Annotated in this window: 27 protein-coding genes and 1 tRNA gene; 12 read left to right on the top strand and 16 right to left on the bottom strand. The window is 66.0% G+C overall.

The genetic code is table 11. The annotated features are described in order from the left end of the window. Positions 1-200: 200 nt before the first annotated feature. The 4 genes from KM295_RS02255 to KM295_RS02240 form a co-directional block, all read right to left on the bottom strand. Positions 201-285 (bottom strand) — tRNA-Leu (locus KM295_RS02255). A gap of 50 nt (positions 286-335) precedes the next feature. Continuing rightward, positions 336-674 carry a ferredoxin gene (locus KM295_RS02250; RefSeq protein WP_256028242.1) on the bottom strand — a complete coding sequence of 113 codons (339 nt, stop codon included), beginning with the start codon at positions 672-674 and terminating at the stop codon, positions 336-338. 57 nt (positions 675-731) lie between these two features. Beyond that, entirely contained in the window at positions 732-1,952 is a 1,221-nt protein-coding gene (locus tag KM295_RS02245) for a TrkA C-terminal domain-containing protein (protein WP_256028241.1), read from the bottom strand. Then, positions 1,949-3,160, bottom strand: coding sequence for a potassium channel family protein (locus KM295_RS02240; RefSeq protein ID WP_418904730.1), 1,212 nt, complete (start codon positions 3,158-3,160; stop codon positions 1,949-1,951). Before KM295_RS02240 ends, KM295_RS02245 begins: the two co-directional genes overlap by 4 nt. A 122-nt stretch (positions 3,161-3,282) precedes the next feature. Between KM295_RS02240 and KM295_RS02235 the strand changes: the two genes are divergently transcribed. Further along, positions 3,283-4,473, top strand: coding sequence for an NAD-binding protein (locus tag KM295_RS02235; RefSeq protein WP_256028239.1), 1,191 nt, complete (start codon positions 3,283-3,285; stop codon positions 4,471-4,473). Positions 4,474-4,475: 2 nt separating this feature from the next. On the opposite strand, the gene KM295_RS02230 is transcribed toward KM295_RS02235, so the two are convergent. Continuing rightward, entirely contained in the window at positions 4,476-5,201 is a 726-nt protein-coding gene (locus tag KM295_RS02230; protein ID WP_256028238.1) for a nucleoside phosphorylase, read from the bottom strand. Positions 5,202-5,267: 66 nt separating this feature from the next. After that, positions 5,268-6,089, bottom strand: a complete 822-nt coding sequence (locus tag KM295_RS02225) for a DUF63 family protein (RefSeq protein ID WP_256028237.1) — start codon at positions 6,087-6,089, stop codon at positions 5,268-5,270. A gap of 111 nt (positions 6,090-6,200) precedes the next feature. Here KM295_RS02225 and map point away from each other — a divergent pair, with 111 nt between their 5' ends. After that, positions 6,201-7,094 (top strand): type II methionyl aminopeptidase, encoded by an 894-nt coding sequence (gene map, locus KM295_RS02220; RefSeq protein WP_256028236.1) that lies wholly within the window; start codon positions 6,201-6,203, stop codon positions 7,092-7,094. 234 nt (positions 7,095-7,328) lie between these two features. Here the strand turns inward: map and KM295_RS02215 are convergent, their stop codons facing one another. Then, the gene (locus tag KM295_RS02215; protein ID WP_256028235.1) at positions 7,329-7,532 is read right to left on the bottom strand and encodes a DUF7835 family putative zinc beta-ribbon protein; all 204 of its coding nucleotides are present in this window, start codon (positions 7,530-7,532) and stop codon (positions 7,329-7,331) included. A gap of 364 nt (positions 7,533-7,896) precedes the next feature. Here KM295_RS02215 and tfe point away from each other — a divergent pair, with 364 nt between their 5' ends. The 6 genes from tfe (at position 7,897) to KM295_RS02185 (ending at position 12,332) form a co-directional block, all read left to right on the top strand. After that, positions 7,897-8,433, top strand: a complete 537-nt coding sequence (gene tfe / locus KM295_RS02210) for a transcription factor E (protein WP_256028234.1) — start codon at positions 7,897-7,899, stop codon at positions 8,431-8,433. Further along, on the top strand, positions 8,433-9,107 hold the full coding sequence (locus tag KM295_RS02205; RefSeq protein ID WP_256028233.1) for a DUF2110 family protein: 675 nt from the start codon (positions 8,433-8,435) through the stop codon (positions 9,105-9,107). The genes tfe and KM295_RS02205 overlap by 1 nt, the downstream gene beginning before the upstream one ends. A 2-nt stretch (positions 9,108-9,109) precedes the next feature. After that, positions 9,110-9,931 (top strand): DUF5803 family protein, encoded by an 822-nt coding sequence (locus tag KM295_RS02200; protein ID WP_256028232.1) that lies wholly within the window; start codon positions 9,110-9,112, stop codon positions 9,929-9,931. A 75-nt stretch (positions 9,932-10,006) separates the two neighbouring features. Beyond that, positions 10,007-10,693: a competence/damage-inducible protein A gene (locus tag KM295_RS02195; protein WP_256028231.1), complete on the top strand. Its 687-nt coding sequence runs from the start codon at positions 10,007-10,009 to the stop codon at positions 10,691-10,693. A 232-nt stretch (positions 10,694-10,925) separates the two neighbouring features. Then, the gene (locus KM295_RS02190) at positions 10,926-11,996 is read left to right on the top strand and encodes an ATP-NAD kinase family protein (RefSeq protein WP_256028230.1); all 1,071 of its coding nucleotides are present in this window, start codon (positions 10,926-10,928) and stop codon (positions 11,994-11,996) included. Between the two features lie 99 nt (positions 11,997-12,095). Beyond that, positions 12,096-12,332: a UPF0058 family protein gene (locus KM295_RS02185; RefSeq protein ID WP_256028539.1), complete on the top strand. Its 237-nt coding sequence runs from the start codon at positions 12,096-12,098 to the stop codon at positions 12,330-12,332. A 79-nt stretch (positions 12,333-12,411) separates the two neighbouring features. On the opposite strand, the gene KM295_RS02180 is transcribed toward KM295_RS02185, so the two are convergent. Next, entirely contained in the window at positions 12,412-12,903 is a 492-nt protein-coding gene (locus KM295_RS02180) for a DUF555 domain-containing protein (RefSeq protein ID WP_256028229.1), read from the bottom strand. A gap of 124 nt (positions 12,904-13,027) precedes the next feature. Here KM295_RS02180 and KM295_RS02175 point away from each other — a divergent pair, with 124 nt between their 5' ends. From KM295_RS02175 to moaC, 4 genes are all read left to right on the top strand, one after another. Continuing rightward, positions 13,028-13,939: a DNA-3-methyladenine glycosylase family protein gene (locus KM295_RS02175; protein WP_256028228.1), complete on the top strand. Its 912-nt coding sequence runs from the start codon at positions 13,028-13,030 to the stop codon at positions 13,937-13,939. A gap of 92 nt (positions 13,940-14,031) precedes the next feature. Next, positions 14,032-14,310 carry an acylphosphatase gene (locus tag KM295_RS02170; protein WP_256028227.1) on the top strand — a complete coding sequence of 93 codons (279 nt, stop codon included), beginning with the start codon at positions 14,032-14,034 and terminating at the stop codon, positions 14,308-14,310. A 46-nt stretch (positions 14,311-14,356) separates the two neighbouring features. After that, entirely contained in the window at positions 14,357-15,799 is a 1,443-nt protein-coding gene (locus KM295_RS02165) for an NAD(P)H-hydrate dehydratase (protein WP_256028226.1), read from the top strand. A gap of 55 nt (positions 15,800-15,854) precedes the next feature. Continuing rightward, complete coding sequence (gene moaC, locus KM295_RS02160) at positions 15,855-16,337, top strand: cyclic pyranopterin monophosphate synthase MoaC (RefSeq protein ID WP_256028225.1); 483 nt, start codon at positions 15,855-15,857, stop codon at positions 16,335-16,337. A 7-nt stretch (positions 16,338-16,344) separates the two neighbouring features. On the opposite strand, the gene hflX is transcribed toward moaC, so the two are convergent. The 8 genes from hflX to KM295_RS02120 all read right to left on the bottom strand — a co-directional run bounded on the left by hflX (position 16,345) and on the right by KM295_RS02120 (position 25,020). Continuing rightward, complete coding sequence (gene hflX, locus KM295_RS02155) at positions 16,345-17,652, bottom strand: GTPase HflX (protein WP_256028224.1); 1,308 nt, start codon at positions 17,650-17,652, stop codon at positions 16,345-16,347. A 63-nt stretch (positions 17,653-17,715) separates the two neighbouring features. Beyond that, positions 17,716-18,441: a ribosome assembly factor SBDS gene (locus KM295_RS02150; RefSeq protein ID WP_256028223.1), complete on the bottom strand. Its 726-nt coding sequence runs from the start codon at positions 18,439-18,441 to the stop codon at positions 17,716-17,718. A 75-nt stretch (positions 18,442-18,516) separates the two neighbouring features. Further along, entirely contained in the window at positions 18,517-19,287 is a 771-nt protein-coding gene (psmA, locus tag KM295_RS02145) for an archaeal proteasome endopeptidase complex subunit alpha (RefSeq protein ID WP_256028222.1), read from the bottom strand. Between the two features lie 3 nt (positions 19,288-19,290). Beyond that, positions 19,291-19,776: an Rpp14/Pop5 family protein gene (locus tag KM295_RS02140; RefSeq protein ID WP_256028221.1), complete on the bottom strand. Its 486-nt coding sequence runs from the start codon at positions 19,774-19,776 to the stop codon at positions 19,291-19,293. A gap of 61 nt (positions 19,777-19,837) precedes the next feature. After that, positions 19,838-20,545, bottom strand: a complete 708-nt coding sequence (locus tag KM295_RS02135) for an RNase P subunit p30 family protein (RefSeq protein ID WP_256028220.1) — start codon at positions 20,543-20,545, stop codon at positions 19,838-19,840. A 59-nt stretch (positions 20,546-20,604) separates the two neighbouring features. Then, positions 20,605-21,189, bottom strand: coding sequence for a rhomboid family intramembrane serine protease (locus tag KM295_RS02130; protein ID WP_256028219.1), 585 nt, complete (start codon positions 21,187-21,189; stop codon positions 20,605-20,607). A gap of 31 nt (positions 21,190-21,220) precedes the next feature. After that, positions 21,221-22,165, bottom strand: a complete 945-nt coding sequence (locus KM295_RS02125) for a DUF368 domain-containing protein (protein WP_256028218.1) — start codon at positions 22,163-22,165, stop codon at positions 21,221-21,223. Then, a complete protein-coding gene (locus KM295_RS02120; RefSeq protein ID WP_256028217.1) occupies positions 22,165-25,020 on the bottom strand; it encodes an oligosaccharyl transferase, archaeosortase A system-associated in 2,856 nt (951 codons plus the stop codon). Before KM295_RS02120 ends, KM295_RS02125 begins: the two co-directional genes overlap by 1 nt. Positions 25,021-25,073: the final 53 nt, after the last annotated feature.

Here is a 25,073-nt window from a genome sequence, read left to right as displayed (position 1 = left end):
TCACGATCTCGCTATGCGAGGGGAGGGATTCGAACCGGAGCAAGACGGTCGTTCACTTCGTTCGCGCTGCGTCTTGCAGGATTCGAATCCTCCGCACACTCCCATAGCTCTCACGTTCGTTCGAGCTAGCGAGTGCTCACGGCTCACAGACGTTCGCCGTTCGCGTTCGAGATCGTTCGCTGACGCTCACGATCTCGCTATGCGAGGGGAGGGATTCGAACCCACGGACCCCTACGGGAGCGGATCTTAAGTCCGCCGCCTTTGTCCAGACTCGGCCACCCTCGCGCGGCCGTGACTCGGATGCCGCGACGGATGGATGTTTCGGTCGCTCGGGGCTACCAGTCGACCGACAGCGACCCGTCGCCGTTGGGGTCCGGTGCGATCTCCTCGTTTGTCCGGCGGTCGACCACGTGGATCACGCCTCGGTCTTTCTTCGCCGGACACTTCTCGGCGGCGTCGAGGTTGTGATCGAGATCCGATTCGTCGAAGAAATAGACGTCGGGCTTTGCGATCCCGGTCGTGATGTCCATCTCCCAGTTCGTCGAGACCTCGGCGCACTTGCCGGCCGCGATGCACTTGTTGGCCTCGAAGACGATCTTGTAGGGGGCTTCTTCGATCGGCGGGGCGTCCCCTTCGCCGATCTCGCTCGGGTCGATAGGCTCCTCCTCGGGCATACGATCACTCGGTCGCCGGCAGGTTTGGGTCTGACGGATACCGTCGCGGCCGGCCGATCAATCGTCGATCCGATCCGGGGAGTCGGCGGCCGGGGACTGGGATGGGGACGGGGGTTGGGCGGGGGCGGCCGCGCTCTCGAGTTTCCGGAGTCGGTCCGGGCGGCCGATCGCGTAGATCGTCTCGCCGGCTTCGACCGTCCGGCTCCGGGTCGGAATCGTGACCATCTCCCCGCCGACGGTCCGTATCGCGACGACGACGACGTCGACCGCGCCGATCGAGTTCCCGATCAGGATACTGCCTTCGCCGACGGTTACCGCGCTCATCGTCTCCTCGGCGCTCCGCAGTTGAGCGGCGAACTCTCGGTCGGCCTGCGGCTCAACCGGGAGCGTTACGAGCCGGTAGCGCCGGTCCGTATCGAGCCGTTTCGCGTCCGGTTCGTCCATCGCGAGCGTGACCAGATCGCCCGCAGTCCCCCGGATCTCGGCGTTCGTCACGCGTTTCGGGCCCGTGTCCGCCGTGGGGTCGCCCTCTGTCCACACCTGGACCGTATCCCCGGGGCTGGCGTTGTTCGGCGGGTCGGCCCTGACGGCGACCGCGGCGCTCCCCGGCGGCAGCGTCGCCCCGATCCCGGATTCGCGGCCGCCTAATGCGAGATACTCGACGGTCGCGTCGTCGGAGAAATCGACGTCAACGTGGCCGACGCCGTAATCCGTCCGAAGCCGCTCGATGAACCGTGTTCTGAGTTCTTCGACGGTCAACCGTCGCGGGAAGACGAGCGTCTCCCCGGCGAGTTTCTCCTTGATCGTGGGGCCGACCGGATTGTACCCGTCGATGTCGCCGATCTCCTCGGGCAGTTCGACAGTCGTTATCCGGCCGACCGTCCGAACGATACGGCTTACGTCCCTGTCGACGGCGCTGCCGCCCGAGACGGTGAAGAGCCCGACGCCGATCCGATCGCCGAGACGGCCGCCGGCCGCGGCTGCCCCCCCGGCGAGCAAGAACGTGACGGTGTTGAAAACCGCCGTTTCCACGGCGAAGAGATCGATATCCCCGCCGATCACGTCGCCGAGCGCCCCGGCGGTGTTCAGATAGATCGCGACGACGCTCAGGCCCACGAGTACCGACAGGCCATCGGAAACCCGTTCGCCGGCGTACCACCGATGGAGGATCCCGACGAGGCCCCCGACGGCGGCCGCAAAGAGCGTGAAAACGACCACCCGGCTAATGTCGACGAGGAAGTCCCCGACCACGGCCGACTGCCCGGCGAAGGGACTCACGCGATCACCTCCTCGAACGCGTCGAGGTTCTCGCGTGTCCCGATGACAAATAGTTCGTTGCCGTCGCGTAACCCGGTGTCTCCTCGGGGGGCGAGGAGCCAGCCGTCGGGTCGTTTGATCGCGAGTACCGCGACTCCGTGTGCTTCACGGACGTTCGCGCTCCCGATCGTCGCCCCCGCGAGTTCGCCGCTCGGTCCGACCGTCGCCTTCCGGAACCGTTTGCCGGCCCGGCGAAGCATCGAGATGAGTTCGTACTCCCGTCTGGTTCCGCGGGCGGTCACGATCACTTTCCCCCGTTCAACACCGAGCAGTTCGGCGGCCCTCGAGCGGGCGACTGCGACGGTCACCCGGCCGTCGCCGCCGGTAGTCGTCGGTGCGGCGGCCGGGTGAATCGGTTCCCCGGGTGGGGTTCCACCGTCGGTTTTGACTGTCTCGTCCGTATTCAGCGACGACCTGGCGGCGACGACCGTCCCGGCGATCTCCGTGTCGCCGGCGAGGACGATGACTTCGTCCCCGCGAGCTAGCCCCGTGGGGACGAACGCGTCGATCGAGACCGCGCGTTTCCCCGCCGGGACGCGCTTCGAGATCCCCGAAAGCGGCGGGGCGGCGACGACCGTCGCCCGTCCGCGTTCGTCGATGTCCACCGAGACGTCGGCCAGACCGAGTTCTGTTCGGAGCCGCTCTACGAACCGTGTCTCGAGTTCGGAGATCGGCAGATCGGCCGGCAGCCGCCACTCGCTGTCTTTGATCTCCGCTCTGGTACGTTCCGACAGCGGCGGATACCCCTCCATATCGATGACCTCGCCGATTACCTCGATCCGGACCTCCCCGCGTGAGCCGACGAGTTCGACGACGTCGCTCGAGAGCGTCCGATCGCGTATCCTTTTCAGCGAGAGCCGTTTGGGAACCGACGCCCCCATCGAGTCCCCCTTCGAATGGGCGTACAGCGAGATCATCAACACGACGATGAGCGCGATGACGACCCGATAGCCGGACGCGAGGACTGCCGGATCGTTCAACGCGAGCAGCCCGCCGTTGATGCCGGCGAGCGCCAACGCGAGGACGACGACACCGAAGGCGGGAATCGAGACTCCGGTGATGTACTTGAACAGGAACCCGAGCCCCCATGAGACGAACGCGGGGAACATCCCCGTCAGCACGCCGAGATAGATCCCAAAGAGGATCTCGACCGGAAGCGATTGCGCCATGGACATATCGATAACGCCCCAAAGTAAACTACTGTCGGCGCTGTCGTCCGCTCGCCGTCCGTTCGGTCGCCCGGGCGGCGGAGCGATGACTTCTTAGCGATCCAAAGGAAACGGGGAGTGTAATGGTGGGATCGGCGGCGGAGGACGAGCGCCGAACGCGTCTGATCCTGTTCCGGACGCACACTGCGGTCTTTCTGACGGCGCTCGTCGCGATACTGTCGATCGTCACCGGGATCGTCAACATCAGTTCGACGACGCTTTCAGGGCCGCTTGCGGTGTACGTACCCGAACTCGCTGCCCGGACGGCCGGCTTCACCGGGACGATGACCGGGTTCCTGATGCTCGTGAGCGTCTATGGTCTCCGCCGTGGCTACCGAAGCGCCTGGTACCTCTCGGCCGTCCTGTTGCCCGTGACCGGTCTTCAGGGGCTGGTACAGTCCAGCCTCCTTTCGCTTCCGCTCGTCGTGGCGTCAGTCCTGGCGACGCCGGCCGTCCTGTTGAACCGCCGGTTCTTCGATCGGACGGTCGATCTGACGATGGCACAGCTCGCCTCCCTCGCCGCGATCGTCTCGGTACAGGTCTACGGCACCGTCGGCACCTACGCCCTCCGCGAGGAATTCAACCAGGTGAACACGGTACTCGATGCGTTCTACTTCACGCTCGTTACGGCCTCGACGGTCGGATACGGCGATCTCACCGCCACCTCGCAGTTCGGCCGGCTCTTCTCTATGTCCGTCCTGCTCGCCGGCGTCGCCAGCTTCGGCGTCGCCCTCGGGACGCTTCTGGGACCCCTCATCGAAGCCCGCCTCGCAACCGCACTCGGAAACATGAGCGACAAACAACTCGAACTGCTGGAGAATCACTACGTCGTCACCGGCTACGGTGAGCTGACCGAACCGATCCTCGAGAGCCTCGATGGGAACAACGCCGTCGTCATCGTTCGCGACCCCGAGGACACAAAACAGCTCCGGGAGCATGGCCACGAGGTTTTCACCGCGGATCCGAGCGACGAGGAGCCGCTCAGACGCGTCCACATCGAGCGGGCGCGGGCGCTCATCGTCGCGACGAACGACGACGCACAGGACGCGATGGCCGTGTTGACGGCCAGAGAACTCAACCCGGAGCTCCGGATCGTCGCGGCGGCGACCGACCGCGAGAACATCAGCAAGCTCCGGCGGGCCGGGGCGGATATCGTGTTGAGCCCCGCCGTCCTCGGCGGTCAACTGCTCGTCGAGTCCGCTCTCGGGAACGACAACCCCGAACGGGTGATCGACCGGATCCTCGATATCGGTTCCGGCGGTCGGTCCTCGTAGACCTACAGCGAGACCGCCGCGTCGAGGGCGATCCGGATCGCGCGGTCGACGTTGTTTCTGGCTTTCTCGGGGAGTTCTTCGGCCTCGGTTTCGCCCTTCTGTGTCCCTTCGATCAGGTTGCCGTCGACGGTACAGATCGCCCCGGCGGCCAGCCCCTTCCGGCGTGCGAGGGTAAAAAGGGCCGCGGCCTCCATCTCGACACAGAGCAGGCCGGCCTCCGACCACGCCTCGACCGCGGTGTCGGTCTCGGCGTAGTAGGCGTCGTCCGTCGCGATCGGGCCGACGTGGACCGGGGCCGAACGGCCCTCGGCCGCCTCGACGAGCGCCGATAGGGTGGCGTAATCGGGGACCGCCGGCATCTCGCTTTTCTCGTAGCGTTTCGTCGTCCCCTCGTCTTTGGCCGCGCCCGTCGCGACGACGGTGTCGCCGATCTCGATCCCCGGCTGGAGCGCGCCGGTCGTCCCGACCCGGATGAACGTCTCGACGCCGACGGCGGCGAGTTCCTCGAGGGCGATCGCGGCCGAGGGCGAGCCGATCCCGGTCGAACAGATCGTAACGTCACAACCTTCGTAGGCTGCGTTGACGAGTTCGTACTCGCGGTTCTCTGCGATCGTCTCGGCGTCGTCACAGTGACCGGCGATGCGGTCGACCCGGCCGGGATCCCCCGGCAGGAGCGCGATATTCGCCAACTCGCCGGGTTCGACGAGGAGATGCGGCTGTTTTGCCATACCGAGAGGTCGTGTGGCGTCCTCAAAAGTCGGTCGGGTTCTGAACCGGCGAGGAACCGACCGACGTCACGAGATCGCAAACAGAACGACGTTGTGGAACCCGGGACCGAGACCGACGGCGGCGATGAGCCCCAAGAGGAGACAGCCCTCGGTCGGCTCCTCGCGGACGTACTCCTCGAAGAGCACGACGATCGCGGCGCCGAGGACGGTCTTGACGAGAACGAACAGCCAGGCTCCGCCGAGGAGTTCGGGGACCGGAAGCGCCCCGCCGGCCTCGATGACGAGCCGCGACAGCGGTGTCTGCTCGCCGAACCCGAGCATGCCGTATCCGACCGCCGTCGAAACGCCGTCCAGCGTGTGGCCGAAGACGACGACGGCGCCGACTGTCCCCGTTGCCGAGACGTCTGTGACCCGTCGCAGTGTGATCCAGATCAGGGTCCCCCCGACGAGAGAGACGAGGAGGATCGCCCCCGAGAGCAGCGCCCTCGCGCCGACGGCGTTCGACGTCCTCGTTACGGCTGCGGCGATCAAGGCGACCGTCAAAAGGCTGCACCCAACCGCGGCGAGGATCGTCGACGCCTCAGTCGGTCTCCACGACTCTCCCGGCCGTTCGGCCAGAAGGGCCCAGACGAAGCCCGCGAGGATGCCGACCGTAACGTACACTGCCGGCGAGCCGAAAAGCGGAGCGGCCGGATCGGGCACGGCGCCGGCCTGATAGAGGGCGTACAGCGCCCCGCCGGCGGCCATCCACGGGGCGAGGGCGGTGACGGTCGCCGCCGTAACCGGGGGTCGACGGACGTACAGCGCTCCGATCGCGGCTACCGTCCCGGCCGCGAGCGCGAGGAGATACGGAAGGGGCGGGAGCCCGAACCCGGCTGGAAGTATCACTACCGGAAACGGGCAGGCGGGCGGTCGAAAACGTTGCGGTTGCGTTTTCTCTTGGGAACCGTCCGCCGGTCGAACACAACCCCTTTTATCCGACCTGCCGAACGGGGACCCATGAGCACCGATCTCACAGACGAGCAACGCGAGAAACACCGTGAGGCGGGCGAGATCCTCGCGCAGGTTCGCGAGGAGGCCGCAGATCGCGTCGAGGTCGGCGCGGGCCACCTCGAGGTCGCCGAGTACGCCGAGGACCGGATCCGGGAACTCGGCGGCGAACCCGCCTTCCCTGTCAACATCAGCGTCGACGAGGAGGCCGCCCACGCGACGCCCGGCCCCGACGACGAATCGACCTTCGGCGAGGAGATGATCAACCTCGATATCGGCGTCCACGTCGACGGCTGGCTGGCCGATACCGCGGTCACGGTGGATCTCTCGGGTAACCCGGAACTCGCCGAGGCGCCCGCCGAGGCGCTCGAGGCCGCCATCGAAATCATCGAACCCGGCGTCGAGACCGGCGAGATCGGCGCCGAGATCGAGTCGGTCATCGACGGCTACGGCTACAACCCCGTGGTCAACCTCTCGGGACACGGGCTGGGCCACTGGGAGCAACACACCGATCCGAACATCCCCAACCGGGCGGTCGAACAGGGGATCGAGCTCGAGGCCGGCGACGTCGTCGCGATCGAACCGTTCGCGACCGACGGCGGCGGGAAGGTCACCGAAGGCGCCGACGAGGAGATCTACGCGCTCGAACGGGAGGCAAGCGTCCGGAACCGCGACGCCCGACAGGCCCTCGAACAGATCGTCGAGGAGTTCAAGACGCTGCCGTTCGCGCGCCGGTGGCTCGACACCCGCCGGGCGGAGATGGCGCTGCGACGGCTCCAGCGACAGGACGTCGTCCACGGCTATCCTGTCCTGAAAGAGGACGATGGCTGTCTCGTCAGCCAGAAGGAACACACCGTGATCGTCACCGAGGGGGGATGTGAAGTGACGACACGGACGCGGTAGGCGGCCGGTTCCGAGCTTTTGATCTGGACGTGGTATAGTAGTCAGTAGAACTGTTTACACACCACTCACAGCCGGATGGCCAGCGACAGCCACGCTGGCCGGACACTCGCGAGTGGATCTGCACTGACTTCTACCGACTACTGTAGCTATAGTAGCGATCCGAAGCCAGTCCACACCCGATCTCACGATTGCAGTGCGATCGATGTGTAAACAGTTGCGATAGCTAACCGGGACTCAGGCGTCGTTCATCCGGAGTGTGCGCTCGGTCCCACAGATCTGACACGCCGACACCCGGTAGGGCTCCCGGGAGTACTCGGCGTTTTTCGGTCGCTTGCTTTCGGTCCGGAGCCGGATCGAAACGTCGTGTGGCGTCTCTCGTTTGCACGTCTCACACCACTCTCTCATCGCCCCATCGCTTTCGTCAGTTCGTATCGCCATGTATGATCCGTCCTTCCCTGTCGAGGGGTATAAATAGGGAACTCGGTTCCGGACCGTTTCTGTTTATAAGTGTAGATGTCAGACATCGTTTATACGGTTAAAAATAGCCGGTTCCAGAGGGATACTGAACATCCCAAACCGGATTAGACGGTTCGAAACGCCGTTCAGTAGCATCTCTGATATGAACGGCCAATAGGTTTATATATAACTATTGCCCGGCCACGATCCGGGGCACTCTCCCGGTTCGTGCTCGAGTCTCCGCATGGGTCGTCGTATACCGTCGGATAGATGCGTTGATACCGTCGCTCCGGAACAGTCCTCGGTTTCGGAGCTTTTAACCGACTCGCTGGCCGAACAATAAGTAATGGCTTTTGAGGAACTACTGAACGATCCGGTGATTCAGAAGTACCTCCACGAGCTCGTCGGACCGACGGGGATGCCCGTCGCCGCCGCGCCGCCGGACGGCGAGGTCACCGACGAGGAACTCGCGGAGGAACTCGGGTTGGAGCTCAACGACGTCCGCCGGGCGCTTTTCATCCTCTATGAGAACGATCTGGCCTCCTATCGCCGCCTGCGCGACGAGGACTCGGGCTGGCTCACGTATCTGTGGACCTTCGAGTACGAGAACATCCCCGAACAGCTCGAATCCGAGATGCACCGTCTGCTCTCGGCGCTCGAGGAGCGGGAAAGCTACGAGACGGACAACGAGTTCTACCTCTGTGGGCAGTGTCAGCTCCGGTTCGAGTTCGGCGAGGCCATGGAGTTCGGCTTCGAGTGCCCACAGTGTGGCGGGCAACTGGAGACGATGGACAACGACCGGCTCGTCGACGCCATGGAGATGCGGATCGAAGAGCTACGCGAGGAACTGAACGTCCCGGAACCCGGAGCCGCGAACGCCTGATGGTCGTCCTCGCAACCAAAGTCTACGTGACCGGCGAGAGCCGCCGTCGGGCCATGGATTCGCTCGAGTCGCTCGTCGAAAACGCACTCGGAGATCTCGACGTCGAGTTCACTCTCGGTCGCCGCGACGACGGCTTCCCCTCGGTGACGGTCACCGGCGAGGACGCCCCGGTCGCCAGAAACCTCCTCGCCGAGGAGTGGGGCGCCATCACGCCGCACCGGGAACCCGGGGAGACCCACGTCGGGACGCTCGAGTCGTGGGACGACGACGGAATCGTCCTCGACGCCGGCGAGGACGTCCGGATCCCGGCCGGCGAACTCGGTCTCGGACAGGGGACGCCAGCCCAGATCCGAACCCGGTTCGGGCTCGTCCAGCACATGCCGCTTCGGTTCGTCGAGGGCAACGACGGGGAGCCGGCCCGTCTGGCGGACGCCGAACGTGACCGCCTCTACGGGTGGACGCGCGGAACCGGCCGCGTCAACGGCAACAGCACGACGCGGGCCCAACTGCGGGCGACAGTCAACCGGTCGGGCCACGCCGACGATATCGTCACAGTCGAGCGGCTGGGGCTGCTCGAGGGGAGCATCGTCTGTCGGGAGGGGACGGACGCGCCCGGCCTGCTCGCCGACATCGGACCGCATCTTGAGGCCGAACTGCTCGCTGTCGTTCCCTGATCATGGACCGTCGCCTGCTCGCTGCCGTCGCGCTCGTCGCTGCTTTCGGGCTGGCCGGCTGTACGGGAATCTTCGGTGCTGACGTCGACGACCCGGAGGCACTCTCGGCGGACGCCGACTACGAGTACGACACCGACGCCGACGCCTACGTGACGATCAACCGGAACAACTACACTGCGGTCTATAACGTCTCCGCGAAGGTGACCGGCGACAGCGGGACGATACAGCTATGGCGGACAAACGCCCTTACCGTCGAACGGCCGCTGGAGATCTCGGCCGTGCAGTTCAAACATACCAACGGAACGATCATCAGATACGCCGACGGCGAGGTCGTCCGGATCCACGAGGACGGCTCCCGGGAGCCGACGGACTCGCTTTCGGTCGACAACACGCGGCGTCGGACGATCGTCGAACTCCCGGCCGAGGAGGGACAGTTGGCGTTCACCGCACCCAAGCAGGGCAAGCAGCTCACGGTCTATACACCGGTCAACGGGAGCTACGAGGTCGCCCTGCCGCCGGATACCGACGCCGCGATACCGATCCTCTCGCGAGTCCGCCCGTCCAACGAAGACCGCCGGACGGTCGACGATCGGGTCCACCTGCAGTGGGATTCCGTCGAGACGTCGGTTGTCGTCGTGCGCTGGTATCTCGATCGTGACCTGTGGCTGTTCGGCGGGCTCGCGGCCGTCGCCGGCCTCGTCGGGCTCGTCGGGTCGGTCTACTACTACCGGCAGATCAAACGCGCCGAGAAGCGCCGCGAATCGGAGGGATTCGACATCGAGTACGAGGACGATAATGACGGGCCGCCGCCTGGGATGCGATAGCGTCGAGACGTCGAACGGATACCCCGAAGGCGCCGTTTGCCACGTATTTATTCGGCTCCCGACCGTATCGACCGCATGAACGTCGCTTTGGTCTCCGTCGGTGACGAACTGTTGACCGGGGACACCGTCAACACGAACGCTACGTGGCTCGGCGAGAAACTCGACGAACGCGGGGTCGACGTCGAACGTATCACCGTCGTCCCCGACCGGGTCGCGGACATCGCCCGGGTGACAAACGAGTACGCCGCCGAGTACGACGCCGCCATCGTCACCGGCGGGGTCGGTCCGACGCACGACGACAAGACGCTTGCGGGCGTCGCGGCCGCCGTCGGCCGGTCGCTCGAAACCGACGAGGCCGTCCTCGAGTGGCTCACCGAAGAGGGGGGATACTCTCGGGACGGTCTCACCGACGGGACGGCCGAGTTACCCGATGGCTCGCGACCGCTGCACAACACGGTCGGCGTCGCCCCCGGCTGTGTCGTCGAGAACGTCTACGTCTTTCCGGGGGTCCCCGAGGAGATGAAGGCGATGTTCGAATCGGTCGCCCCGGAGTTCGACGGCGAGAAACGACACGCTGAGTTCGTCGTCGTCGACGAGCCCGAAAGCGCGCTGATCGATCGGTTTCGGGAAATCCAGGAACGCTTCGACGTGAAGGTCGGCAGCTATCCGGGCGAGAACGTCCGTGTCAAGATCCAGGGGACCGACGAAGCCGAGGTCGGGGCGGCGCTGTCGTGGCTCCGTGAACGCAGCGACGTGGCGTAGCTACCGGTAGAGATACAGGAGCCAGCCGACGGTGATAACGAGGCTCGCGAGCAGGACGACCCAGCCCGACGCGTCGATCAGCATCGGACTGTCCTCGTAGGCTTGTAGGATGAAGTTCATACACGACCGTACTTGGGGGTCCCTCTTAACGGATTTCATTTTGACGGGGATCGACCCCGCCGTCGGGGGCAAACACCGGTCGGCTTTTGCCCGGCGGTCACCGAACCCCGGTATGCGACGCATCGGGCTGGTGATAAACCCTATCGCCGGGATGGGCGGGCGGGTCGGGCTGAAGGGGACCGACGGCAAACTCGAAGAGGCCCGCCGTCGCGGTGCCGAACCGCGCTCGCCCGCCCGGGCCAGAGAAGCGCTCGAGGGCCTCCGAAAGCGGGCCGAGGGGATCGAACTGTACACCTACGGCGGGGAGATGGGCGAAACGGCGGCGATCGAGGTCGGCTTCTCGCCCGTCGTCGTCGGGTATCCGGACGGCGAGGGAACCGACGCAGACGACACTCGCGAGGCAGTACGGCAATTCCTCGAGGCGGACGTCGATCTGATCCTGTTTGTCGGCGGCGACGGGACAGCCGTCGACGTCGCCGAGGCGCTACAGGAGTGTGACGGTGAGACGCCGATCCTCGGGGTTCCGGCCGGTGTGAAGGTGTACTCGTCGGTCTTCGCCGTCACGCCGCGGGACGCCGGGCAGATCGCGGCGACGTTCGAGGGGACCGAACGCCGCGAGATCAACGACATCGACGAGGACGCCTACCGGGGCGGCGACGTCAGTACGGAACTGAAGGCGATCGTCTCGGTCCCGGTCGACGAGAAACTCCAGTCCTCGAAACAGACCGGCGGCGGGACCGTCGAGGCGCTCGCCGCCGCGGTCGCGGCCGATATCGAGGCCGACGACGCGGTCTACGTGCTCGGTCCGGGATCGACGGTCCACGCGGTCAAGACCGAACTGGGATTCGAGGGCTCGCCGCTCGGCGTCGACGTCTATCACGACGGCGATGTGCTCGTCCGTGACGCCGCCGAGTCGGCGATCCTCGACGCGCTCGGAGAGCGGAACGTGATCGTCGTCTCCCCCATCGGCGGCCAGGGGTTCGTCTTCGGCCGCGGCAACGACCAGATCTCCCCTCCAGTGATCCACCGTTCGGAAATAGAGATCGTCGCCTCGAAGGGGAAACTCGACGATATCGGGGTGTTGCGGGTCGACACGGGCGACCGTGAACTCGACGAAACGCTCCGGGGGTGGAAGCGGGTCCGGACCGGCAAGTTCGAGCGGCGGTTGTTGAAGCTCGTCTGATCCGGGGGAAAACCGACCTCAGAGCGTCTATACGGGGGAAACGTGTTAACTTGTCTCAGGATACTACTATATGCCCTGAGTCGTTAGCCGAATATGACCATGAAAAAGCAGGAGCTTATTCATCTCCACGGCCTGCTTGCAGAGGTATGCAACCACTACGAGCAGATGGCCGACTGTGAAGTAGAACACCAGAAATACTCCGAACTCGGCGTCCGGCCGACATCGATCCACAAATCAAAAACGGACCACAAGGCCGCCGTGTTCGCCTTGGCCGACGGAATCACCGAAGGAATGGAGCAGGAAACCGAGACCGCCGTCTCGGCGACTGCCGACTGAATCTCCGGAGTACAGTTCCTACGACGCCCTCACCTTTCCCCAGCGGCGCCTCGGTTTTTCGACCCCCCGGTCGTCGGCGCTACTCGTCGAGGAGTTCCTCGAACTCCGGAAGTACCTCGCCGTCGTCGTCGGTCGGCGGTTCCTCGGCCATCGACGACTCGTCGGCCTCCCCCGACTCGGCCGGCTCCGGCTCCGCTTCGGTCTCTTCTTTGGTTTCGGCCTCGCTGTCGTCGGTTTCGAGCTGTTCGATCTCGAGCACTTCCAGAGGGATGTTCTGGAGTCGCTGGCCGATCTCCTTGCGCGCGATGCGGGCGGCGTGTTCGTCGCGTTCGACGTTGAAAACCGTCATCTCGAGTTCGAGGGCGACGAGTCCCTCGTCGGCGGCGATGAACGCCGGATCGTGTTCCGCACCACAGTCCGAACAGGTCCGGCTCCCCATGCTGATCTCGACGTAGTTGAGATCGGGGTTCAGCATTTCGCCGGTCTTCGAGATCGCGATACGAACCGCCTCGTCGGTCGTCTCGACGTCGTACACCGGAACCGCGGCTTCCACGACAACTCGGCAATCCATGGCATGCTATTGCGTGTCCTACGATAAGAAGGTTCGCCCTCCGGGCGTCTTCCCACCCCGCCTTGCTCTCTTCTCGTTCGGGCCGACTCGAAAGGCCGAAACCCCCCGAAACCACACTGACGGTATGGAGACCGGAAGCCGCCCGACTGCGGCGTTCGACGGCGGGTTCGATCTGGCGGAAACGCTCGAAAGCGGCCAGTCGTACCTGTGGCGGCGGGCCGACGACCGGATGTACGAGAACGCGACGGACGGCTCGCCGTGGTACTATACCGTGCTTCCGGCGACGGAGACGGAGACGAACGAGCCCGAGGTAATTCGGGCCAGACAACGCGACGGCCGACTCGAGTGGGCGTCCTCGACGCCGAACGCCTACGACCGGCTCGCGGAGTTGCTCCGCCTCGAGGACGACCTCGAGGCGATCATCGACGCCACGCCCGAGGACCCGCTCGTCAGTCGGGCCTACGAGGCCCACCGCGGAATGCGGCTCGTCCGCGACCCGCCCTTCGGCTGTCTTGTCTCGTTCATCTGCTCGGCACAGATGCGTGTCGGCCGGATCCACGGTATGGTAACGGCGCTGGCGGAGACGTACGGCGACACCGTCCGGTTCGACGGGGCCGAGTACGCCGCGTTCCCGACGCCGAGACAGCTTGCGGCGGCGAGCGAACCGGAACTTCGGGATCTCTCCTTGGGCTATCGCGCCCCCTACGTCGAGCGGACTGCGGGTATGGTCGCGGGCGGGGAGGCCCACCCGGAGGACGCCGCAGGGCTCGAGTACGAGGCAGCCCGCGAGTCGCTGACCCGGTTCGTCGGCGTCGGCGAGAAGGTGGCCGACTGCGTACTTTTGTTTTCGCTCGGCTACCTCGAGGCCGTTCCGCTCGACACCTGGATCCGAACCGCGATCGAAGAACACTACCCCGACTGCGAGCGGGGGAATTACGCCGAGACATCGCGGGCAATCAGAGGGCAGTTCGGCGGCCAGTACGCTGGCTACGCCCAGACTTACGTCTTCCATCACCTCCGAACCGACGGGGAGTGACGATTCCAGGCCGACTGGGACCGATCCGTACCGCCCCGGATCGACCCGACCCGACCCGAGCCGATTTTACCCCGGCGTTACAAGATCTCACCATGAACGAGGCGATTCGCGCACACGTGTTCGTCTCCGGCCGCGTGCAGGGCGTCTACTACCGGGCGACGACCCGCGAGCGGGCCCGCGAGGAGGGCGTCGACGGCTGGGTAAAAAACTTAGCGGACGGCCGTGTCGGGGCCGTCTTCGAGGGCGATCCGGACGCCGTCGAGGCGATGGTCGAGTGGTGTCACACCGGGAGCCCGAGGGCGCGCGTCGAGGACGTCGAGGTCGAGTACGACGAGCCGACCGGGATCGAGGGGTTCGGTATCCGCCGGTGAGATCGCTGGCGGAAAGGTTAGTGGCTCCCGGCGAGAAGGCGACGGCATGATCTCGAGCACGGAGATGGCCGTCGTCGACGAGAACGCCGAGGCTCTGGGCGTCCCCCGGAAACAGCTGATGGAATCGTCGGGAAACGCCGTCGCGAGCGTCGTCAGGGACGTCGCGGATCCGGACGCGTCGGTCGCGCTGGTCTGTGGCCGGGGTAACAACGGCGGGGATGCGTTCGTCGCCGCCCGCTTTCTCTCCGAATACGACGTGACCGTCCACCTGCTGGGCCGTGCGGAGACGATCGCGACGGCGATCGCCGGCGAGAACTGGACGGCACTCGAGGCGGCCGGGATCGACACCCGGGAAGTCCGGGATTCGGCCGCGTTCGATCTCGGCGATCCGGACGTCGTCGTCGACGCGATTCTCGGGACCGGCGTGACGGGAGCGCTGCGGGAGCCCGAAGCGACCGCAGCGAAGGAAATAAACGCGGCCGCCGCGACGGTCGTCGCCGTCGACGTTCCCTCGGGCGTCGACGCCGATACCGGCGAGGCCGACGGCACGGCGGTCGAGGCCGGCCACGTCGTCACCTTCCACGACCGAAAGCCCGGCCTCGAGCACGTCGCCGCCGACGTGACCGTCGCCGATATCGGCATCCCGGCGGCCGCAGAACGGGTCGTCGAGCGTGGCGACCTCCTCCGGCTCTCCCGGGACCCGACCGCCCACAAAGGCGATTTCGGCGAAGTGCTCGTAATCGGCGGCGGTCCCTACACCGGCGCGCCGGCGCTTTCCGCACAGGCGGCACTCCGTGCCGGAGCCGATCTGGCGTACGTCGCCTGCCCCGAATCGATCGCCGGCGAGGTACAGGGATACAGCGAGAACCTCATCGTCGAAGCCCTGCCCGGCGACCGACTGGCCCCCTCGCACGTACCCCGGCTCACGGAACTGGCGGTCGGGATGGACTGTGTCGTCGTCGGTCCGGGGCTCGGCGACGCCGAGGGGACACTGGAGGCGGCCGCGTCGTTCCTTTCGGCGTTCGAGCGGACTGCGGTCGTCGACGCCGACGCCCTGCAGGTGGTCCCGGCGCTCGAAACCGAGGCGACGCTCGTCTGTACGCCCCACCAGGGTGAACTGGAGGCGATGGGGGGTGAAACCGCATCGGACCCCGACGAGCGGGCCCAACTGGTTTCGGCCTTTGCCGCCGAGTTGGGCGTGACACTGCTCGTAAAGGGCGCATGCGACATCGTCTCGGACGGTGAACGGACCCGGCTCAATCGGACCGGAAACCCCGGCATGACCGTCGGCGGGACCGGCGACGTCCTCGCCGGCTCGACCGGGGCGATGGCCTGCGTGCTCGATCCCGCTCCGGCGGCCGCACTCGGCGCGTACGCCAACGGGCGGGCGGGCGATCTGGTCGTCGAATCGAACGGATACGGGCTGGTCGCGACAGATCTCTTGGAAACGCTCCCCCGGGCGCTGTGGCCGGACGAGACGGATCGCTGATCGGACGGCCCCCGGCCCCCGATGGGTTCTTTTTGCGGGCGACGAACAGAGTAGTATGAGCGACGGATCCGATCTCACGCACGTCACGGACGACGGCGACGCACAGATGGTCGACGTTGGTAAAAAGCCCGACAGCGCGCGCCGGGCCGTCGCGCGCGGACGGATCGACCTCCAGCCTTCGACGATCGAGGCGATCGAAGCCGACGCCGTCGGGAAAGGCGACGTCCTCGCGGTGGCCCGCGTCGGCGCGATCCAGGCGGTCAAACACACCTGGGAGACGATCCCGATGTGTCACCAGATCCCGATCACCAACGTCGAAACCGACTTCTCGGTCGACGAGGACGGCATCGATCTCGCTGTCGCCGTCGAGACGACCGGCAAAACCGGCTGTGAGATGGAGGCGATCGAGGGTGTCACGACAGGGCTCGGTGTCGTCTGGGACATGGTGAAGGCGGCCGAAAAAAACGAACAGGGGGAGTACCCGGACACGCGGATCGGCGGTATCGAGGTCGTCTCGAAGGAAAAGCGGGATTTATAGTCGGGCGCTACTCGGCGGGCGCCGGGGACAGTTCTCCCGCCTTGGCGCGGGCTTTCTCGACGATCGCCGGCCGGGCCTCGAAGTCGATGGTTACCTCGTTGCCGTAGTCGACGTCCTCGACGTGGGCGTGGTCGTGGACCCACGAGACGAGACTCATCGTGTCGTCGGTCATCGGGACGACGAGCCGTTCGCGCCGCCAGTCGGGGAGCTCCTCGTCGATCCGCTCGCGGAGTTCAGCGACGTTCTCGCCGGTCTTTGCGCTCACGACGACCGGCGTCGGCGCGAGCGCCGAAAGCGCCTCGTGTTTGCGCTCCAGTTCCTCGGCGTCGACCAGATCCGACTTGTTGAGGACGGTCACGATCGGCGCCTCGTTTCGCTCATAGAGGGTGTCGTGACACGTCACGAGCTTTTCGCGGATCTCCTCGATCGGATCCGAGACGTCGACGACGAGCAACACCAGATCGGCGCGGTAGACCTCCGAGAGCGTCGAGCGGAACGACTCGACCAGCCAGTGGGGCAGATCGGAGATGAACCCGACGGTGTCGGTCACGAGGATGTCCCGGCGGTCGAACTCCGCGCGTCGGGTCGTCGTCCCGAGCGTGGTGAAAAGCCGGTTTTCCGATTCGGCGGTCGCATCGAGGTCCGGGTGTAACCCCTCGTTTTCGTCGATATCGAGCTCTTCGGCCAGCCGCCGGAGCAGCGTCGACTTGCCGGCGTTCGTGTAGCCGGCCAGTGCCACCAGATCGAACCCCGACTCGCGGCGCTGTTTTCGCCGGTGGGCTTCGGTCTCCTCGATCCGCTCTAGCTCGTCTTTGATCCGGCTGATCCGCGCTTTGATGTCCCGTTCGCGGGACTCGTCGTACTCGCCGAGTCCCATGAATCCCGGGCGCTCGTCGCGCTTTGCGAGGGAGGCTTTCGCCTCCGCGCGCGGCAGTTCGTACCTGAGCTCGGCCAACTCGACCTGTAACTGGGCCTTCTTCGTCTGGGCGCGCTGGCCGAAGATATCCAGGATTAGCTTGAACCGATCGAGAACTTCAACCCCCTCGGGGAGTTCGTTACCGAGGTTGTACGTCTGGTACGGCCCGAGCCGGTTGTCGAAGACGACTATCGTCGCCCCTTCAGCGGCGACGAGTTCGGCCAACTCCCCGACCTTCCCCTCGCCGAGACACAGCGCCGGATCCTCCGTGCGCGTCTGGGTGACCTCGCCGACGACGGTGTAGCCCGCCGCCCGGGCGAGATCGCGTATCTCCTCGGTGTCCGGGTGGCCGTCGTCGATACGTTTCGCGACGACGGCTCGACCATTAGTTCCCGTCACTTACCGTCGGGTACGTCGTCACGGTATTTAAGCACCGGGCAATCGTGCCAAGTCATGCCGTACCTACCGTGTTTCGAGGTCGTCTTCGTCCTTGATGATCCGTGTCTCCGCCTCGCCGCTGGTCAGCTCGTTGACGAGATCGTAAAAGTCGTTCTGGAGGCCGGCCGGGAACCGGAGCACGCCGACCCACGAGCCGTCTGGTTGCCACTCCTCGCGTTCGAGGTCGCCGAACTGTCTGATCTGCGCCTGGGCGCTGCCGGCGTAGTCGGCGGGGATCTGGGCGGCGATGACGACCTCGTCGAATCGGATCGGGATCACCGGCCGGAGCGCGTCCAGCGCGTCGTCGATCTGGTTTCCGACGGGCTCCATCGGATCGATCGTGAACCCGGCCTCGTCTAAGGCACGCTCGATCCGTTCCGGTGGGTGCGGCGCGTCGTCCATCTGGGGGTTGACCGCGTTCCGTGCGATCTCGTTTACGAGCTGGTTGTGCTTTCGATCCTGCATCTCGCGGCGCTGTTCGGCCGTGATCTGGATCTCGCCACGCTTGATAACCTCGGGGATGATCTCGAGTGGTTCGGTCGTCTCGAAGACCTCCTCCAAGGCGTTTTCCGGGGGTCGATCGCCGGAGGAGGCGTCCTCGAAGACGTCCTCGGCGGCGATGACGTCCTCCAGGTCGCCGTCGAACTCCCCGCGTCTGATCCCGAGGGCGGCGTCGGGATCGACGAGCACCTCGAAGCGCTGACCGTGGGACTCGAGTCGGGCCGTCACTGCCTCGTCAAGGGATATCATATGTGCCGGTAGACGCGCGGCTGATAAAAGGTATTGCCAAACGAAGACGAGCCCCGAAGGGCGGGATCGGAGTCGTTACTCCCCGTCGTCGGCGTCGGGATCGTCGTCGGACTCGTCGGCGAGGAGTCCGGCGGCTTCGAGATGGTCCTCGATCTCGTCGTCCGAGAGCTGTCCGAACCCGTCGTCGCCGACCGAGACGGTCGCCAGGCCGATCCCCTCCGGCGTGAGTTCGCCGTCGTTGACGGACGCCAGCGCCTCCAAAGCGAGGTCGACGCCCTCGTTGAGGGCGAGATCGTCCCGGTAGTGCTCCTCGAGGTAGTCCTCGATGTCCCCACGGTCGGCGCCGACCGCGAGCGCCTGCCACTCGTAGGGCGTTCCCGAGGGGTCCGTCTCATAGAGGCGAGGCTCGCCGTTCTCGATGCCGCCGATGATGAGCGCGACGCCGAACGGACGGGCGCCGCCGACCTGCGTGTACTGCTGGATGTGGTCGGTGACGGCCTTCGTCAGCGTCTCGACGCCGATCGGCTCTTCGTACCGGAGCTGGTTGACCTGTGCTTGCCGCCGCGCGAAGTCGATGAGTTGGCGGGCGTCGGCGACGTGGCCCGCGCTGGCGATGCCGATGTGGTCGTCGGCCTTGTGGATCTTCTCGACGCTGGTCCGCTCCATCAGCGGGCTCCGGATGCGTTTGTCCACGACCAGCACGACCCCTTCTTCGGTCCGGATACCGATGGACGCCGTGCCTCGTTTGACCGCCTCGCGCGCGTACTCGACCTGGTACAGACGGCCGTCCGGAGAGAAGATGGTGATCCCCCGGTCGTACGCCTGCTGCTGCGATTGTCCCTGCATTGTTTAGTTGTCGCGAATATCGAGTGCTGTCGCGCCGACGCGGCCATCCGAGTCGACGACGTCAATCCGGTCGCCCCGGACGACTGCGGGTCGCTCGGTGTCCGCGAACGCGACGGTTCTCTCTTTAGATCGTTCCGGCGGACGGCGTATATACTTTTCTTCACAGGCCCGGACGGTCCCGCTCGTTCCGCGGATCCGGAGGCCGACCGGCTGGCCGTCGACCTCGTCGATCGCCGCCAGGGCGGCCCGACACTGTTCGACGGCGTCCCGACGGACGCGGACGACGGCGTCGCCCTCACTGTCGTCGAAACGGAAGTGGAGCAGGCTCGAATCGAGCGCGGCACTGCCGACATCGCCGAGGAGGTTCCCCGCGGCGAACCAGAGCGCCCGCTGGAACGCCCGCCGGTCGACGTCGGCGTCGGGCCAGGCCTCGATCCCGACGGCGAGGTACCGCCACCGGGGCCGGAGGTGCTTCGGGAGATGCTTCACACCTTCGAAATCGGCCCCCAGACGCATAGCTCCGGCGGCACCGGTTGCGGATGGCCGCCTCTCATCGGCCGCCCTCTCCGTCGCCGTCGCGGGGTTCGACCCGGACGCCGGGTTCGATTACCGCATCCGAACGCCGCGTCCGGTTGCGGTCGGCCAGTTCGCCCCACGCGGCCAGACCGCTCGCGATCGCCTCACGCTCGAACCCGACCGTCTCGCCGACGGCTACCAGTTCCCGGGGCGCCCGTAGCTGTAAATGTGAACGCGCGTCGGCGGAGACGACGTACGGCGCGTCGTATTTTTCGACGAGTTCCCGGAGCTTTCGGAGCCCCTTGATCGCCCCGACCCGTTCGCCCCCCTCCGCCCGGAGGACGCGAGCGAGATTGAACTCCAGGTGGACGCCGTTCTCGGCGGCCGTCTTCGCCAGCACGTGGTTGATGTCCCCGCCGTCCATCGGGTGGGCGAGTACGTCCACCGCGGGCTGTTCGACCGCAAACCGGTTCAGCGACCCACCGTGGACACAGACGATCGTCCGCTTCGAACGGTAGTTCCCGACGAGGCCGCTCGCCTGTCCCGGATCGTCCGAACGGATCTCGATACCCCGGACCACGTCGATCCCGTAACGTTCCCCGATCCGGCCCGGATCGTACTCGGTCTGGGCGTCGCCGTGGTTCCGGATCACGACCCCATCGTAACCGAACGCCGCCGCGGTCTTCGCGAGCCTGGCGGCGGTCGCCCGGCCGTCGGGGTATGCATGGACGCCCTCGTACATGTCCGGGGGTCCGCTCCCGCCGACCTTTGGTGTTGTGTCTCGCCTCTCCGGCTCCCGTCTCACTGGCGTGGCGTCGCCTCGCGCGACGTATGCAGGATCCGGCCCCGACCGGCCACGGCGCCGAGCGAGAAGCCGACGAAGTGAGCAACCAGCGCGACGCCCGGCGCAGCCGTCGCGAGCGTCAAAACCGCGGCGACGACGGCGAAAAGCGTCAGCCGGCCCCGACGTCCGATCGGAAGCCACGCAAGCACCGCCTCGGAGGCACGGTTCCCCACCAGCGTGTAGCCGAGAAGCGCGAATATCGCTCCGCTGGCGCCGAGGACGGCAGTCGGACCGAGCGGGACGGTGAGGAAGATCTGTGCGATGGCGGCGATCGCGCCGGTACCGAGGAAGAAGGCGTGAAACCGGATCGGGGTCGTCACGCGGGCGACGAGCGGGCCGACGACGGCGAGCGCGACGGCGTTGGCGAGCAGGTGTGTGAATCCCCCGTGGGCGTAGACGCTCGTGACGATCGTCCAGGGTCGATCCCCGAGCGGGAGCGCCAGCGCGAAAAGCCCCGTCCCGATCCCGACGACCCCGCCGAGCGTCTGTACCGCGAAGACGGCGGCGAAAAGCGCGAGCGTCCGAAGCGTCGGCCTGGCCATATGCGTCTTCATCTTCAGGGCTCGAAGGTGATCAATACTCGAGGTCGTCGGTGTACCGGTCCAAAAGGAGGACGGCAACCGCACCGACGACCGCGGGGACGACGACGAGCGCGGCGGCGGACGGAGAGAGGGTGGGCACGCTACCGCTTATTTCGGTGATCGGAAGCCGCAGCGCGCCGACCATGAGGCTGACCAGAAAGACGAGCGTTCCCTGTCGGTATCGAGCCAGCGCTGCCCGGACGGCGTGGGCCACCGAGAACAGCCCCACGAGCGCGCCGGCCAGGAAGACGATGAGGGGAACGAGCGCCCCGAAAAGCGGTTCCGGGTTCCCGCCGAGCGCTGCGATCGCCCCCTCGACGATCGACCGGGGGATCGAACTGACGTACTCGTATTGGCCCAAGACGAGCAGGAGAAAGGCCCCGGAGACGCCGGGCAGCACCATCGCCGAGATCGCGACCGTGCCGGCGAGAAACAGCACCGGAAGCGTCGAGGTGCGCGTCCCGGACAGTGACGGATCCGTGAGGAGGAACGCGACCACCAGGCCGATCCCGCCGACGAGGAGCCGCGGCGGCGTCCGGAGGGTCACGTGGCGAAACAGCACGACCGCCGAGGCGGCGATGAGACCGAAGAAAAACGCGTAAGTCGGCGCGGGATACCGGGTAACGGCGGCGTGCATTCCGGTCGCGACCGTCGCGGCGGCCGACAGGACGCCAGCGCCGAGGACGAGAAGAAACGGAACGTCGGCCCGAACGAGCGCCGTCGCCGCCCGTCTCCGACCTTCGGCCGTGTGGAGGGCACGGAGCTGCCACAGCGTGTCCGTTCGGAGTCCCGTCAGCGCCGTTATCAGCCGCTCGTAGACGCCTACCACGAGCGCGATCGTCCCGCCGGAGACGCCGGGGACCGTGTCGGCAGTACCCATACAGACGCCCTTGAGATACACGACGAGCCACGCGCGGATCCCGGCGGCCCGGCTCATCAGGACGCGGGCACGACCCGGCTGTTTTCGGCCGTTTCGGCGCCCGACGTGTCGTCACCGTCGGTCACGTCGGACTCGCCGGAGTCGTCCACGTCGTCGCCGATCAGCTGGCTCTCGAGGGACGCTAACTCGACCGTCACGGGGCTGTCGTCCTCGCCGATGACCTGTGCCTCGGAGACGTTCGCCTGCCCGATCGCGCCAGCGTCGGGGGCGATGAACTGGTAGCTACCGTTAGACCTGACACTCGGGTTCGTGTACCCCTCCTCGGGGCCGAACTCGTCGTAGCCCGTCGTCGAGTACGGGAGCGTCATCTCGAAGTTCCCCTCGGCGTCAGTCTCGGCGTACTGGGCGTAGACGAACGTTTCGCCGGTCGTTGGGATCTCCATCTCGACGGACGCCTGGACCTCAGTGTTCGCCGGGCCGGTCCCCTCGACGGTCGCGCCGTCGACGCGCTCGAAGGTCTTGACCCACGATTGGCTCGCGGAGGGCGCCCGGCCGCCCAGATCGGTCGCCGTCTGCTCGCTGGCGTGGACCATCCGGAAGTGCTCGAGCGCCTCGACTCGCTCGGCGGGGGCTCTCAGACCGCCGTGCATGGCGTTGGGATCGTCCGCGGCCGCCTCGGCGGCGGCTTCCGAGGAGTTATACTGTTCGATCATGTCGCCGCCCTCCGGCTGGATCGCCCAGCCCTCCTCGAGGTTGCTTTCGCCGAACCGGAGGACGTTCGTCGAGGGTTCGATCGCGGAGCCGTGGTGTTGGTACAGCCGGACGCGCATGCTCTCGTAGGCGCGCTGTGGTTGAAGCGTCGTTCTCAATCCGCCCTCCTGATTGATCAGGAGGATCCCGATATCGGGTATCGTGCTGATCTGTGCGCCGTTGCCGAAGTCGACCTGTTGTCGGTCGATCCCTCGGGAATCGAACGCCGCGGGGGCGTTGTACTTGGTCGTTCCGGCGACGCCGAGCTGGTAGTCGATCATGGCGTACCGGACGCCCTCGCCCTCGCCGGCGTCCTCCTCTAGTCCGTCTATCGCGGCGGTCTCGTTGCCGGCGAGCAGGAAGTCGGCCGCGATCCCTGCGTTCTGCTGGAACGGGTTGGCGACCGGGACGCGTTCGCCCCGTGTCGTGATGTAGTGGCCGTAGTCCCACCACGCGATCACGCCGTACTCCCCGTCGCCGTACTCGTAATCCTCCCGGTTCTCGTAGAGCCCGTAGTACTCGAGGCTCGGATCGTCGCCGGTGCCGTAGGCCCCGAGTTCAGGCGTCTCCTCGGAGAGCCAATCGAGGCTGTCGCCCCAGTACTGCATCTCGCCGGGCTGGGTGGCCCGGTCCGCCGTCGCCGCCGTCGAGCCGGCGATGACGGTCGGGCCGGCGATGACAAACAGGATCGCGATGACGATCAACACCTGATACGGCTTGACGTTCCGGATGTCCTCCCGGACGTCCTCCAGGTCGACGAACTGGTAGATCCACCCGACGATGTAGGCGTTTCCGGCCGCGACCGCGACGACCAGATAGTGTTCGAACCGGGTCTGGGTCAGCGTAAACAGGAGCATGAACGCCCCGAAGACGGCGATCAAAAGGAAATCTGCCCGTGGGCGTTTTCGTGCGACGACGCGATAGAGGACGAGCGCCCAGCCGATCAGGGCGGTGTAGAACCCGAGCCCGTAGCTGTTATAGAAGAGCCCGATCGGGTCGCTAGGCGATTGGGCCTCGCCGATCGTCGCCGCGGTGTCGGTCGTCCCGAGCCCGGCGACGCGCAGGAACTGCGAGATGAAGAAGTCCGGTACATCGGGTGCGGCGACCGCAAGGATACCGACCCCGACCAGCCCGGCACCGAGGATCCCGAGCGGGTACGCCGTCCGGCTGAGTTCGCGCCGCTCCCATAGCCGGGCGACGCCGGCCATGAAGGCCGCACCGGCGGCGACTGCAAGCGGGAGGAGAACGTGCGCGATCGAGTAATCAGTCGGGTTTAAACTGAAATCCTGCAGGAACGGCACGACCAACACGGCCGCCGTCACCATCGCGACGACGGAGGGAATCGCGATGTGGTCCGGGCTGTGGCCGCGGACGAACTCCAAAGAGAGGATGAAAAAGAGGAACGCGCCGAAGACGCCGAAGAGGAAGACCGCCGGCGGCCAGTTGAGGACGGCGAGGGTAAACAGGACGCCGAGGACGAGTCCCCATTTCACCGGTTCGCGGAGCAATCCGAACTCCCGGGTCCGGATGAACTCGTAGATTGCGCCCTCACGCTGGGCGACGGCGAGGAACTTCATCCCGGCCGCCAAAACGAGGAGGGTGAGAAACACTTCGGCGACGTGGTGATCGTAGAATCCGGCGACGCTCCGGGTGAGGAACTGCCCCGGCGTGATCGCGAGCACGACCACGCCGATGATGCCGCCGAAACGCCCCCCGAGACGCTTGCCGATGTAGTACATCGGGATCGCACTCAGAGTAGCGAGCACCGGCGCGACGAAAAGTGTCGTCATAACGACGGTCTCCTGGGAGGGGGAGCCGAGTCCGACGACGAGCGCGACCGTCGCGACGAACTGATCGTAGATCGTTCCGAACTGGCCGGTTCGATGCCCGGCCGCGAACCCGGTCCAGGGATCGAACGGCATCGTGAACGGGTAGTTCTCGATGACGAAGTTCGTCGACCGGAGGTGGTAGTAGGGATCGTTCCCGCGGTAGAGCGGTTCGCCGTTCTGGCCGATGTTATCGGTGTAGTTTCGGACCCGTATCCAGAACATGAACAGCATGAGGGCTGCCAGAACGGGGATGTGATACAGCCGATATACCGTATCGATCTGCGACTCGTATTCCGAGAGTCGCTCCTCGAACTCGTCGAACCGCTGGCTCATTGTCCTGATACACTGTCAAAACGCGCATAAGCCTTTTCCATTGGCCTTCCGGG

The sequence above is a fragment of the Natronomonas aquatica genome (genome assembly GCF_024449025.1).
Classification (GTDB): Archaea; Halobacteriota; Halobacteria; order Halobacteriales; family Haloarculaceae; genus Natronomonas; species Natronomonas aquatica.
The sequence above is the reverse complement of the archived record's forward strand: the minus strand, read 5'-3'. Positions and strand labels throughout refer to the sequence as shown.